This is a genomic window from Streptococcus suis, assembly GCF_902702775.1.
Classification (GTDB): domain Bacteria; phylum Bacillota; class Bacilli; order Lactobacillales; family Streptococcaceae; genus Streptococcus; species Streptococcus hashimotonensis.
In genome coordinates, this window is record NZ_LR738724.1 from 1,823,899 (window position 1) to 1,836,520 (window position 12,622).

The window sequence follows — 12,622 nt, forward strand, 5'->3', positions numbered from 1 at the left end:
AGTAGGGAGTTTGACGTGCTTGAACAGCTTTAAAGCTGTTTGAGTCACAAGGTTAGCTGAATTACAAAGAGGAGCGACTGCCGTCGCTCCCTATTTTCCACCTCGGTTGGAGATTGAGTTGGAGAGAGTTCCTGTGGAACTCCTCACTACATATCATTTTCTTACAGAAAATGACGAGCGTGGAAGGCATGGAATTTTTATAAGGTTATAAAGAAGAGCGACTGCCGTCGCTCCCTATCTCCAACGAGCGTTGGCATTACAATGTAGAGTAGCTTTCGCTACTCCTTATCTCCCACCTCGGTTGGAGATTTTTGGCTTTTAGCAAACTCATATTTGCTAAATTGCCAAAAATCTAACCAACCGAGCCCTCCATTTCATAGGCAATCAGTCTGTTGAGTTCGACTGCGTATTCCATTGGGAGTTCTTTGGTGAATGGTTCGACAAAGCCCATGACAATCATCTCTGTGGCTTCTGACTCGGATAGGCCTCGGCTCATGAGGTAGTAGAGCTGTTCTTCTGAGATTTTTGATACTTTGGCTTCGTGTTCGAGGGCCACTTGTGAGTTGTGGATTTCATTAAATGGAATGGTGTCTGATTTGGAAATATCATCCATGATAATGGTATCACATTCAATGTGGCTGATTGACTTGGCTGAGTTTTTAGCAAAAGTGACTTGACCACGGTAGTTAACTTCTCCACCGCCTCGGGCAATGGATTTGGATACGATAGAAGATGAAGTCCGTGGTGCATTGTGGATCATCTTGGCTCCGGTATCTTGGACCTGACCTTTGTTGGCAAAGGCAATGGACAACATAGTCCCTCGAGCTCCTTCACCCTCCAAGTAAACCGCAGGGTATTTCATGGTCGTCTTAGCACCAAGGTTTCCGTCAATCCACTCAACTGTAGCATTTTTCTCAGCACGAGCACGCTTGGTTACCAGGTTATAAACGTTATCTGACCAGTTTTGAATGGTGGTATAACGCATATAGGCACCTTCGTGGGCAATGATTTCCACAATAGCAGCGTGGAGGCTGGCGGTTGAGTAAGTCGGAGCGGTACAGCCTTCTACGTAGTGAACACTCGCTCCTTCATCCACGATGATGAGGGTGCGTTCAAACTGACCTGTTCCTTCGTTGTTGATACGGAAATAGGTTTGGAGTGGAATATCCAACTTAACACCCTTTGGTACATAGATGAAGGTCCCACCTGACCAAACCGCTGAGTTGAGGGCAGCTAGTTTATTGTCTGATGGCGGAACGAGTTTTCCAAAGTATTTTTTGAAGAGTTCTGGGTGTTCCTTGAGGGCCGTGTCGGTATCTGTAAAGATAATACCGTGCTTGTCGTACTCTTCCTTCATGTTGTGGTAGACCACTTCTGATTCGTACTGGGCAGAAGCTCCTGCCAAGTAAGCACGCTCAGCTTCTGGAATTCCGATGCGTTCAAAGGTTTCCTTGATTTTGTCTGGCACATCGTCCCAGCTGCGTGCTGGCTTATCCGACGGTTTTTGATAGTAAACAATATCATCAAAATCCAGTTCAGACAAGTCGGCTCCCCAAGTCTGCATAGGCATTTTCTTGAAGGTTTCGTAGGATTTCAAACGGAATTCCAACATCCATTCAGGCTCGCCTTTGATACGGGACATTTCACGAATGACTTCTTCGCTCAAGCCCTTACCAGTCGAAGCCACCAGTTCCACGTTTTCATCATGGAAACCGAATTTGTATTCCCCAAGGTCAATCGGGGTTGGTTCAATTCTTTCTTCTGACATAATATAAGATACTAAGCCCAAAAAGTATGAAAATAACAGTTACGCTCTCTTCAATACTTGCTGGGCCTGTTCAATTTCAATTCCAATCAGAAACTGAACAATCCTTTCTGTATGATTTTCGTTTTTTGTTTATTCGATGGTGCTCAGTCAGCACTTTCACTGCGTTCGATTGTCTTCTTTAGGGCATTCCATGGAAGTGTAGCACACTTGATGCGTTGAGGAAATTTGGCAACGCCTGCAAGGAGCGAGGCATCTCCTAGATCCTTCTGACGTGTGTCTTCTTGTCCCTGGACCATTTGTGAGAAGATTTCTGCCAGTTCTTGAATCTGACTGATTTCTTTTCCAAGGACAGCCTCGGTCATCATGGAAGCCGACGCGGTTGAAATGGTACACCCAACTCCGTCAAAAGCGATGTCGGCAATCCGACCATTTTCAATCTTGACTGACAATTCAATCACATCGCCGCAGGTTGGGTTGTGGAGTTCTAGTTTTTCCACTCCATCCAAACTTCCGCGATGACGAGGCGACTTGGAGTGTTCAGACACAACTGCCATATAAAGAGAATCTAATCTAGATAGGGCCATTGAAAAACTCCTTTGTCTTGATAATTGCCTCAACCAACTTGTCGCAGTCAGCCTTGGTATTGTAGATATAAAAACTTGCTCGCACGGTGGCTGGCACTTTCAAATATCTGAGAAGCGGTTGGGCACAATGGTGACCTGCCCGCACCGCAACCCCTTCATAGTCCAAGGCAGTCGCCACATCGTGCGGATGCAAGTCGTCTAAGTTAAAGGCAATAACCCCCGTCCGCTTGGACAGGTCCTGACTGCCATAAATGGTCAATCCTGGAATAGCCTGCAATTTTGGAAAGACATAGTCAACCAGTTCCGCCTCGTGGGCCTGGATAGCGTCCATGCCAATTTCGGTCAGGTAATCAATGGCTGCTCCCAGCCCAATGGCACCTGCAATGTTGGGCGTTCCTGCCTCAAACTTCCAAGGTAATTCCTTCCAAGTGGCTGACTGCTCATAGACAAAGTCAATCATCTCACCACCGAATTCAACAGGTGACATGAGATTGAGCAATTCTTCCTTGCCGTAGAGAACGCCGATTCCTGTTGGACCTAACATCTTATGACCTGAAAAGGCATAGAAGTCCACGTCTAATTCTTGCACGTTGACGGCCATGTGGGGAACTGACTGGGCTCCGTCCACCACCAAGTAGGCACCGACTTGATGCACCAGCTCTGCTATTTCCCCAATAGGAGCCACGCCACCTAGGACATTGGACACGTGGGCTAGGGAGACAAACTTGGTCTTGGAAGACAGTAGCGACCGCAGGTGGTCCATGTCTAGCTCGCCGTCTTTTAGGGTCACATAGCGGAGCTTAGCACCTGTTTGCTGACAGGCTTGCTGCCAAGGGATGATATTGGAGTGGTGCTCTTGAACTGAGATTATCACTTCCTGGTCTGGCTGGAGAATTTCCTTTGCAAACTGAGCCACCCAGTTAAGACCGGTGGTCGTTCCTCTGGTAAAGAGAATTTCCTTACTAGACTTGGCCTGGATAAAATCAGCCACCTTCTGTCGAGCCGCCTCGTAGCGCGCCGTTGCCCGTTCCGAAAGGGTGTGAACGCCACGGTGGACATTGGCATTGTCCTTCTGGTAATAATCCGCCAGCACATCTAGTACCTGCTGCGGTTTTTGAGTGGTCGCCGCATTGTCCAAATAGACCAGCGGCTCATCGTTAACAACTTGGTCTAGGATTGAAAAATCCTTGCGAATGCGTTCCAAATCCATATCTTATCTCTTTGTTAGTTTTTCTTCAATTACGGCAATCAGTTGGTCACGAACTTCCTTGACAGGAATTTCGGTAATGACTGCGCCAAGGAAACCGCGAACAACCAAGCGTTCAGCAGTTACTCGGTCCAGACCACGACTCATGAGGTAGTACATGTCTTCTGGATCTACCTGACCGATTGAGGCTGCGTGTCCAGCTGTGACCTCATTCTCATCGATAAGGAGAATTGGGTTGGCATCGGAGCGAGCCTTGTCAGACAGCATGAGGACACGGCTTTCCTGCTGGGCATCTGCACCTTTAGCACCACGAACAATGTGTCCGATACCATTGAAGGTCAAGGTTCCGCTTTCTAAGATAACCCCATGTTGCAGGATGTGTCCGACCGAATTATGACCATAGTTGGTCACGCGCGTATCCACACCTTGTACCTGACGACCAGATGAAAGGCCGACAACTTTGAGGTTGGCATGACTGCCGTTTCCTTTCAATTCGCTGTCCAAATCGGCAACCACATTTCCTTCGTTGAGCAGACCAATCGCCCAGTCAATCGTTGCATCGTTTCCGAGATAGCCACGACGGTTGAGGTAGGTATCCAAATGCTTACCAAGGCGGTCAATGGCCGCAAACTTGATTTGGCTACCAGCAAGAGCAATTACTTCCACAACAATATTGGCTGAAGTCGCTGCTGCTCCGTTGCCCAGACTTTCAAAGCGCTCTAGATAATTAAGCTTGGCATTTTTTCCTGCGATGATGAGGACACGTTTGTTAAAGGCAACTGGACTAGTGCTGTCTTGGTAGAAAAGGGCCTCAACTGGCTGGTCGATTTCAACATTATCTGGTACGTAGAGGACAGCTGTTGCGTTAAAATAGGCTGTGTTGTAAGCCGCTAACTTGTGCTCGTCGTAGGCTACGGCAGCGCCGATGTATTTTTCAAGTACATCTGGAATGATGTCCATAGCCGATGCGAAGTCTGTAAAGACTACACCCTTCTCTACAAGGTCAACCGGCAACTGCTCTAGAACAGTTTGGCTGCCAACCTGTACCAGCATAGGATTGTCACCGATGGCTGTAAAATCTGGAACTGCCCCGATTTCATCATTTGTAGCTAAACTTCCGTCACCAAGGTTCCAGCGGTGAAATTTGACCCGCTCAATAACTGGCAAGTCCAGCTCTGCTATTTTGTCAAAAGCCTTAAGACGCAGGTCTGTCAACCAAGTTGGTTCTGCCTGCAAGGCTGAAAATTCTTGAATTTTTTCTTTGGTCATAGCTTCCTCCAAAGACTTAAATGTCATCTTCTTTGTAGTCGATGCCAAGCTCTGCTGCAACTTGGACATATCCTTCTTTTTCCAAGCGTTGTGCCAATTCTGGTCCGCCTGAAAGCACGACACGGCCTTCCATCATGACATGGACAACGTCTGGTGTGATGTAGTTGAGCAAGCGTTGGTAGTGGGTGATAATCATGGCACCGAAGCCTTCACCACGCATAGCATTGATTCCTTTTGACACGACTTTAAGCGCATCAATGTCCAATCCTGAGTCAATCTCATCAAGAAGGGCAAAGGTTGGCTCCAACATGAGCAGTTGCAAAATCTCATTGCGTTTTTTCTCACCACCTGAGAATCCTTCGTTGAGGTAACGTTCTGCCATTTCCTCTTTCATATTGAGGAGTTCCATTTTTTCATCCAACTTAGTAATGAAATCACGGACAGAAATCTTGTCTTCATCTTCCTTACCAGCATTCATAGCAGCACGGAGGAACTCTGCATTGGTGATCCCTGGAATTTCTGACGGGTATTGCATAGCCAAGAAGAGTCCCATGCGGGCACGTTCATCGACTTCTAATTCTAAAATATTGACACCGTCAAACAGAATCTCACCTTGGGTCACTTCATAACTTGGATTGCCCATGATGGCTGCTGAAAGGGTGGATTTCCCTGTTCCGTTCGGTCCCATGATGGCTGCAATTTCACCTGTTTTAAGGGTCAAATTCACACCCTTCAAGATTTCTTTGCCTTCAATTTCCACATGAAGGTCTTTGATTTCTAATACTGACATGCTGTGCTCCTTTTCATTTTTGTCCTCTTCAAAAACCACATTAACTGACCAAGCTAACTAGATACACCGATAAGACTCAACTTTGGCAGTGGGAAAGAACCCGACCATTCATAGAAGAGTTCGTCAACAAGTCTTTATTTCTAGTTGTTGAGCTGAAACAGTCTATTCCCAGACTGTTTCACTCCACTGGGCTGTTAACCACCACTGCATTGAGATGTTGACGCTAACTTTGAAAAGCGGTGCGGGGCTTGAGCCCAGCCTCTTTTCTTGTTAATGATGATTTTCAGAGAGTGTTAATCTATAAAATAGTCTTTTCTGACAATTTTAATTAATCATATCCACTATATTATATCAAAAAAAGAGCCTGACGGCTCTTATCTTGTTTAGAAAGATTCTTATTTTCTTTTTTTCTCTTCGTAGCACTTTTTATACTTTGCGATTTTTTCTTGACGGTAACTACTATTACCAATAAAACGAAGAAGATTGAGCAACGGAGTTCTATTGATACCAAAGATGCCAATCAATTCACAGAGAATCTCAATCCCCAGTCCCATGGTCACCAATAGGAGAATCCCCCCTATTCGACTCGAAACATTGAGCAAAAGAGAGGTCAGGGAGAATAAGAAAGAGATGGCGTAAATCACCAATACTGTGCCACGATGAGTAAGTCCCAGAGAGAGCAATCTATGATGCAGATGCATCTTATCTGCTTCATAGATTTTTTGCCCAGACAATTTTCGACGAATGATGGCTACTACAGTATCCGTAATAGGCACTCCAAGAATAATCATCGGAGTAACCACTGCAACAGCTGTCGAATTTTTCAGTCCTTGAAGCGACAAGACTCCAATCATAAACCCAATGAAAAGGGCTCCTGTATCGCCAAGATAAATGATGGCGGGATTATAGTTATAAGGTAAAAAACCAACAATCGCCGCAACCAAAACAAAGATGGTTAAGGTCAAAAAAATATTGCTATCATGCAAAAAGAAATAAGACACAATTCCCATCGTTGTCAAGGAAATAATCGATACTCCCGAAACCAGACCATCCAGACCATCAATCAAGTTGACTGCATTCGTAATGGAAACAATCCAAAGGACCGTTAATAGAAAAGAGAGCCAGACAGGGAATTGAAGGAAAGGTCCTCCAAAAGGAATTTTAAAGCTATCAAAACGAAATTCCGTAAAAATCCAAATGATCGTCGCTGCAGCTAGAATACCAAACATTTTAGGAGCAGGCTTTAGCTCCTTGACATCATCAATGAATCCCGTAAGAACGATAATGCTGGATGCTAGGACCAGGGGCCAGATATAATGCAAGTAAGTGCCATGGTAATTGACACGGGTAACAATTCCTGGTAAAAACCATAGGACAGAAATGGTAAATGCCACAAAGATGGCCAGACCTCCCGCTGAAGGCATGGGCACCTTATTTATCCGCCGTGCATTGGGATTATCGACTGCTCCAACCCTCAGGGACATAAAACGAACCAAGGGGGTCGCAATGGCTGATATGACCATGGTTGTAATAATGACCATTATGTATTTTAGAGCAAAAGGAATCATACTGTCGGAACCTTCCTAAGCTCCTCGATTGCCGCAAGCGGAAGCATCAAAGTTCCGTGTTCTTGTAAAGCAGGTCTGGTCAACTTAGTATCATTGGTAAATTCCAACATCCGTGAGAGAATGTAGCCTGGATACTGCTTGGAACAATTTTCTACATTGATAAGAACGGTCAAATAGTAGTGACCATCCATTTTATATAATTCCGATTCTTCTACTGGATAATCAACCGTACCAACAAAAGTAAACAGATCCTCTATCGTTGGAAATTCCAAAATATAGTAAATATAGCGCTCCTGCTCCTCTTCATCTACTTCTTCCTCTTGCTCTACCTCTTCCAAATGACGAACGGCTGTTGCATCCGGTGCACTTTTCTCACGAACGGTTTGCTCCAAACTCTTGAAAAACTCATCTGGAGTCATACTTGCGACATCACCAAGTTCCGACAAATCTGTAAATTCATCGAAATTCAAGCTCTGATCCAAATCAGACTTGGTAACAAATATGTCCACCCGATCTGGCTTCGGAGTTACACGAAAACTCAGCATACCGCTTTCTCGGAAAGTCATTGGTAAATCCAATTCATCCAAAACAGTATAGAAGAACTCCTCTGTCTTTTCTTGCGGAATGAGAAAGTCCGAAAGTTCCATTCCTCTCTCTTCCAAATCATCTAATTTTATAGTGATTTTCAAGGTTGAATCACTAATTTGCTTTACTTTCATAACTACCTCATTCATTGATTCATCAATTTCTTAAAATTGATTGATCATTTTCAATACTCATACATATCTTCCACCATTATACTAAAACCAAGCTCGAAAGACAAAAGAAAAGCAGGTCTCCCTGCTCTTAAAATAAAAATGTGATAAAGGCATAAACCAATAAAATCGCCCCTAAAATGATGCGGTAGTAACCAAAAACCGTGAAATCATGTTTTTTAACAAAGTCTGTCAAGAAACGAATAACAACTAAGGATACCAAGTAAGCCGTCACACTAGCGACTAACAAGAGCCATACCTGCTCCATATTCAGGCTATTGCCATCTAAGAAATATTTAACAGCCTTCAAGCCACTATAACCAAACATGGTTGGAATCCCAAGGAAGAAGGTAAAATCTGCCGCCACAGATCGGCTGGTCCCCAAAATGATTGCTCCCAGAATGGTCGCACCTGAGCGACTAGTCCCCGGAACGATACTTAAGACCTGGAAACACCCAATCAACAAGGCAGTTTTATAAGACATTTTCGCTAAGTCCGTCACCTGTGGCTCTACACCTCTGTTACGGTTCTCAATCCAAATAAAGGCAATACCGTAGACAATCAAAGCAATCGCAATCGGTACCATAAAATTGAAGTGCGCTTCAAACCAATTATCCAACGGGACTGCAATTAGGATGGACGGAATACAGGCAATGACAACCTTGGCCCATAATTGCCAAGTCAATTGAATATCACGCTTGGTTTTTCCAGGCTGAAATGGATTCAATTTTTTAAAGTAAATAGTCATAACTGCTAGAATTGCTCCTAGCTGAATGACAATATTAAACATTTCTAGGAAGTTCTTACTTTGATTTAATTTCACGAACTCTTGAACCAAAATTAAATGCCCAGTTGAAGAAACTGGCAACCATTCCGTTACCCCTTCAATGATTCCTAAAAATATAGCCTTCAACAATTCCAATAGCATAAAAAGCTCCTTTTCATCAATTCTCTACATTATATCATAAAAAAACTCCCTATTCATAGTACAAGGATATTGAAATTTGTCAGAATTTTTAATAAAATGGTGTAATAGCATTTTAAAGGAGACATTATGAAACGTAAACTCAGTATATTTCTGCTGATCCTAATCGCTGTTTTTTCTGTAACAACAGGGGTTCGGGCAGACGAATACCTGCGGGTCGGTATGGAAGCCGCCTACGCACCATTTAACTGGACCCAAGAAAATGATAGCAACGGTGCCGTTCCTATTGAGGGAACCAATCAATTTGCCAACGGATATGATGTTCAGGTTGCAAAAAAAATCGCTGCATCCATGGACAAAGAACTCTTGGTTGTTAAAACCAAGTGGGAAGGGTTGGTCCCTGCTCTTACATCGGGTAAAATCGATATGATTATCGCCGGTATGAGCCCGACAGAAGAGCGCAAGAAAGAAATCGCCTTCTCAGATAGCTACTACACTTCAATTCCTACCCTGGTTGTTCGTTCTGATAGTCAGTACGCAAACGCAACCAGCTTGGCAGATTTTGCTGGCGCAAAAATCACTGCCCAGCAAGGGGTTTACCTCTATGATTTGATTGACCAAATTGAAGGGGCTAACAAACAGACTGCCATGGGAGATTTCTCCCAAATCCGTCAAGCTTTAGAATCTGGCATTATTGACGCCTATGTTTCTGAACGTCCAGAAGGTCGTACAGCAGAAGCTGCAAATAAAGCTTTCAAAATGGTTGAATTGGCAGACAGTTTTGAAACCAATGCCGAAGACGTGACCATTGCTGTCGGTATGCGCAAAGATGACGCTCGTATCACTCAGGTCAACGAAGTCTTAGCAACTATTTCAGAAGAAGAGCAAATCGCACTTATGGATGATATGATTGAAAACCAACCCGTTGAAGAAGCCAGCGAGGGCGAAACACCTAGTTTCTTCGCCCAAGTTTGGAATATTGTTGTTAACAACTGGCAACAACTTCTGCGCGGAACTGGGATGACATTACTCATTTCCATCCTCGGTACAATTATCGGTACTGCTATCGGTCTCCTCATTGGTGTCTTCCGTACAGCTCCAAAAGCAGCAAATAAGGCGCTTGCTATTGGTCAAAAAGTACTCGGTTGGATTATCAATATCTACATCGAAATTTTCCGTGGTACGCCGATGATTGTACAATCCATGGTTATTTACTATGGTACCGCCCAAGCATTCGGACTCAATCTTGACCGCACACTTGCCGCTATCTTCATTGTATCCATCAACACAGGTGCCTACATGAGTGAGATTGTCCGCGGTGGTATCTTTGCCGTCGATAAGGGCCAATTTGAAGCTGCTACTGCTCTCGGATTTACCCATAATCAGACCATGCGTAAGATTGTCCTTCCACAGGTTATTCGTAACATCTTACCAGCGACTGGTAATGAATTTGTCATCAATATCAAAGATACTTCTGTATTGAACGTTATCTCAGTTGTTGAACTCTATTTCTCAGGAAATACTGTCGCAACCCAAACCTATCAATATTTCCAAACCTTTACGGTTATTGCTATTATCTACTTCATTCTAACCTTTACTGTGACACGTATCTTACGCGCAATTGAAAAGCATTTTGATACAGATACATACACAACAGGTGCAAACCAAATGCAAGTCGAGGTGCCACATGACTAAAAATGTAATTCTTGAAATCAAAAATCTAAAGAAATCATACGGACAAAATCAAGTCCTCAAAGACATCTCTATTAGCGTTGAAAAGGGCGAGGTTATCTCAATCATCGGTTCATCTGGTTCGGGAAAATCAACCTTCCTCCGTTCTATCAACCTTTTGGAAACACCAACAGAAGGACAGATTCTATACCACGGACAAGATGTTTTGGCTAAAGGATATGATTTGACGACTTACCGTGAAAAACTAGGTATGGTATTCCAATCCTTCAACCTTTTCAACAATCTAAATGTATTGGAAAATGCCATTGTAGCACAAACTACGGTACTGAAACGAGATCGAGCTGAGGCAGAGAAAATCGCCAAAGAAAATCTCAACAAGGTTGGCATGACCGAACAGTACTGGCAAGCCAAACCAAGTCAACTCTCTGGTGGACAGAAACAACGTGTGGCCATTGCACGCGCCCTATCTGTTGACCCAGAAGTTATCCTCTTTGATGAGCCGACTTCTGCTCTCGATCCAGAGATGGTCGGGGAAGTTCTCAAAACCATGCAAGATTTGGCAAAATCAGGATTGACGATGCTTATCGTAACTCACGAAATGGAATTTGCCCGTGACGTATCTGACCGCGTTATCTTTATGGATAAGGGTGTCATCGCCGAAGAAGGCAGCCCACAGCAAATCTTTGAAAATCCCCAGGAAGAACGCACACGTGAATTCCTTCAGCGTTTCCTTGGATAAACTCAATCTGTTCCATAGAAGACTATTACTTACCAGTTTCAAAGCTGGTAAGTTTTTTTAGACTAAAAAAAAGAGGAATCGCAAAATTCCTCTTTTTGGACATCTCTAAATGAAACCATTTAGATTAGTTTTCAAATTTCTTGTGGTTTTTGTCGTAAAAATCAATCAGACCCAAGGCAGTTGCAAATGAAATATTGTCAATCTTAGCGCGACCTTGTGCAAGAGCGATAACTGACATTTCACGAGCATTTGTTTCCTTACTGATACGGTAACCTGTGATTTTCTTTTCACGAACCCAGCCGACAACAGCGGCTACTTTTTCGTAACTAGTCATTAGAAACCCCTTTCTTTTTTATTCGTGCAATTAAGTATAATACAGATAAACCTATTTTGTCAAGCAAATTGTTCGGTTTTTACTATGATTTTACTTTAAGAGATGATAGTAGTTGTGTTCTGATATCTTCTACTCCTTCCGGATTCGCAGGAAGGAAAATGGTTTGATTACCTCCTTGTGCAAAATTATTGAGAGTATCCAAGTATTGGTTGGTCAGCAAGATAGACATAATCTGCTCTTCAGATAGGCTAACATTTGATTCTTTCAGTTCACAAATCGAATCTGCCAGTCCGTCTACAATCGCCTTACGTTGTTGTGCAATACCTACACCATGCAAGCGATCCTTTTCAGCTTCCGCTTCTGCTGCTGTGACAATTTTAATCTTGTCAGCTTCTGCCAATTCCTGGGCCGCAACCCGTTTCCGCTGAGCTGCGTTAATTTCATTCATAGATTGCTTAACCTCGGCGTCTGGCTCTACCTTGGTAATTAAGGTTTTGACAATAACATAACCGTAGGTTGACATTTCTTCTGCTACTTGTTTTTGTACCTCAAGTGCAATCTCATCCTTTTTCTCGAAGAGCTCATCCAGGGTCAATTTAGGTACAGATGAACGCAGGGCATCTTCAATATAGGACTTAATCTGTGCTTCTGGGTGCATGAGCTTGTAATAGGCATCCGTCACATTATTTTCATTTACTCGATATTGAGTTGCCACATTCATTGTGACAAAAACATTATCCTGCGTCTTAGTTTCTACCACAATTTCACTTTGCAACATACGCAATTGAATGCGGGCTGCGATGACATCGACTCCAAATGGTATTTTAAAGTTAATACCTGAAGTGGATGTTTTTTGGTATTTCCCAAAGCGCTCAATAATAGCGACCGTCTGCTGCTTGACAACGTATAGCCCTGAAGCAATCAAAATCAAAGCAATCAGTACAAAGAACAAGAAACTACCAATAAAAACAATTGGACCAAGCACCATAAT

The 12,622-nt window shown here is 43.5% G+C and carries 12 protein-coding genes; 2 read left to right on the forward strand and 10 right to left on the reverse strand.

What is annotated here, in order from left to right:
* Positions 1–352 precede the first annotated feature (352 nt).
* The 8 genes from sufB to GPW69_RS08940 form a co-directional block, all read right to left on the reverse strand.
* The gene (sufB, locus tag GPW69_RS08905) at positions 353–1,768 is read right to left on the reverse strand and encodes a Fe-S cluster assembly protein SufB (RefSeq protein ID WP_024379508.1); all 1,416 of its coding nucleotides are present in this window, start codon (positions 1,766–1,768) and stop codon (positions 353–355) included.
* Between the two features lie 143 nt (positions 1,769–1,911).
* A complete protein-coding gene (gene sufU / locus GPW69_RS08910) occupies positions 1,912–2,352 on the reverse strand; it encodes a Fe-S cluster assembly sulfur transfer protein SufU (protein WP_074391666.1) in 441 nt (146 codons plus the stop codon).
* Positions 2,339–3,562 (reverse strand): cysteine desulfurase, encoded by a 1,224-nt coding sequence (locus tag GPW69_RS08915; RefSeq protein WP_044673924.1) that lies wholly within the window; start codon positions 3,560–3,562, stop codon positions 2,339–2,341. Before GPW69_RS08915 ends, sufU begins: the two co-directional genes overlap by 14 nt.
* Positions 3,563–3,565: 3 nt before the next feature.
* A complete protein-coding gene (sufD, locus tag GPW69_RS08920) occupies positions 3,566–4,828 on the reverse strand; it encodes a Fe-S cluster assembly protein SufD (protein WP_074391935.1) in 1,263 nt (420 codons plus the stop codon).
* Between the two features lie 16 nt (positions 4,829–4,844).
* The gene (gene sufC, locus GPW69_RS08925; protein ID WP_002938165.1) at positions 4,845–5,618 is read right to left on the reverse strand and encodes a Fe-S cluster assembly ATPase SufC; all 774 of its coding nucleotides are present in this window, start codon (positions 5,616–5,618) and stop codon (positions 4,845–4,847) included.
* A 395-nt stretch (positions 5,619–6,013) separates the two neighbouring features.
* Positions 6,014–7,186, reverse strand: coding sequence for a glycosyltransferase family 4 protein (locus GPW69_RS08930; protein ID WP_024414291.1), 1,173 nt, complete (start codon positions 7,184–7,186; stop codon positions 6,014–6,016).
* On the reverse strand, positions 7,183–7,905 hold the full coding sequence (gene mecA / locus GPW69_RS08935; RefSeq protein ID WP_074391665.1) for an adaptor protein MecA: 723 nt from the start codon (positions 7,903–7,905) through the stop codon (positions 7,183–7,185). The genes GPW69_RS08930 and mecA overlap by 4 nt, the downstream gene beginning before the upstream one ends.
* 127 nt (positions 7,906–8,032) lie before the next feature.
* Positions 8,033–8,869, reverse strand: coding sequence for an undecaprenyl-diphosphate phosphatase (locus tag GPW69_RS08940; RefSeq protein ID WP_014638628.1), 837 nt, complete (start codon positions 8,867–8,869; stop codon positions 8,033–8,035).
* A 126-nt stretch (positions 8,870–8,995) separates the two neighbouring features.
* On the opposite strand from GPW69_RS08940, the gene GPW69_RS08945 reads away from it, so the two are divergent.
* Together GPW69_RS08945 and GPW69_RS08950 are read left to right on the forward strand one after the other, a co-directional pair.
* Positions 8,996–10,561 (forward strand): ABC transporter substrate-binding protein/permease, encoded by a 1,566-nt coding sequence (locus tag GPW69_RS08945; protein WP_044673918.1) that lies wholly within the window; start codon positions 8,996–8,998, stop codon positions 10,559–10,561.
* Positions 10,554–11,297 carry an amino acid ABC transporter ATP-binding protein gene (locus tag GPW69_RS08950; RefSeq protein ID WP_012775335.1) on the forward strand — a complete coding sequence of 248 codons (744 nt, stop codon included), beginning with the start codon at positions 10,554–10,556 and terminating at the stop codon, positions 11,295–11,297. The genes GPW69_RS08945 and GPW69_RS08950 overlap by 8 nt, the downstream gene beginning before the upstream one ends.
* 124 nt (positions 11,298–11,421) lie before the next feature.
* Here the strand turns inward: GPW69_RS08950 and GPW69_RS08955 are convergent, their stop codons facing one another.
* Positions 11,422–11,631: a capsule biosynthesis transcriptional regulator gene (locus GPW69_RS08955; RefSeq protein WP_009910800.1), complete on the reverse strand. Its 210-nt coding sequence runs from the start codon at positions 11,629–11,631 to the stop codon at positions 11,422–11,424.
* Between the two features lie 82 nt (positions 11,632–11,713).
* Positions 11,714–12,619 carry an SPFH domain-containing protein gene (locus GPW69_RS08960; protein WP_074391664.1) on the reverse strand — a complete coding sequence of 302 codons (906 nt, stop codon included), beginning with the start codon at positions 12,617–12,619 and terminating at the stop codon, positions 11,714–11,716.
* Positions 12,620–12,622 lie beyond the last annotated feature (3 nt).

Excerpts from the sequence above, each read along its gene's own strand:
- sufB (WP_024379508.1), bottom strand. The coding sequence starts at position 1,768 with ATGTCAGAAGAAAGAATTGAACCAACCCCGATTGACCTTGGGGAATAC.
- GPW69_RS08955 (WP_009910800.1), bottom strand. The coding sequence starts at position 11,631 with ATGACTAGTTACGAAAAAGTAGCCGCTGTTGTCGGCTGGGTTCGTGAA.
- GPW69_RS08940 (WP_014638628.1), bottom strand. The coding sequence starts at position 8,869 with ATGCTATTGGAATTGTTGAAGGCTATATTTTTAGGAATCATTGAAGGG.
- GPW69_RS08915 (WP_044673924.1), bottom strand. The coding sequence starts at position 3,562 with ATGGATTTGGAACGCATTCGCAAGGATTTTTCAATCCTAGACCAAGTT.
- mecA (WP_074391665.1), bottom strand. The coding sequence starts at position 7,905 with ATGAAAGTAAAGCAAATTAGTGATTCAACCTTGAAAATCACTATAAAA.
- GPW69_RS08950 (WP_012775335.1), top strand. The coding sequence starts at position 10,554 with ATGACTAAAAATGTAATTCTTGAAATCAAAAATCTAAAGAAATCATAC.
- GPW69_RS08960 (WP_074391664.1), bottom strand. The coding sequence starts at position 12,619 with ATGGTGCTTGGTCCAATTGTTTTTATTGGTAGTTTCTTGTTCTTTGTA.
- sufD (WP_074391935.1), bottom strand. The coding sequence starts at position 4,828 with ATGACCAAAGAAAAAATTCAAGAATTTTCAGCCTTGCAGGCAGAACCA.
- GPW69_RS08945 (WP_044673918.1), top strand. The coding sequence starts at position 8,996 with ATGAAACGTAAACTCAGTATATTTCTGCTGATCCTAATCGCTGTTTTT.
- sufC (WP_002938165.1), bottom strand. The coding sequence starts at position 5,618 with ATGTCAGTATTAGAAATCAAAGACCTTCATGTGGAAATTGAAGGCAAA.
- GPW69_RS08930 (WP_024414291.1), bottom strand. The coding sequence starts at position 7,186 with ATGATTCCTTTTGCTCTAAAATACATAATGGTCATTATTACAACCATG.
- sufU (WP_074391666.1), bottom strand. The coding sequence starts at position 2,352 with ATGGCCCTATCTAGATTAGATTCTCTTTATATGGCAGTTGTGTCTGAA.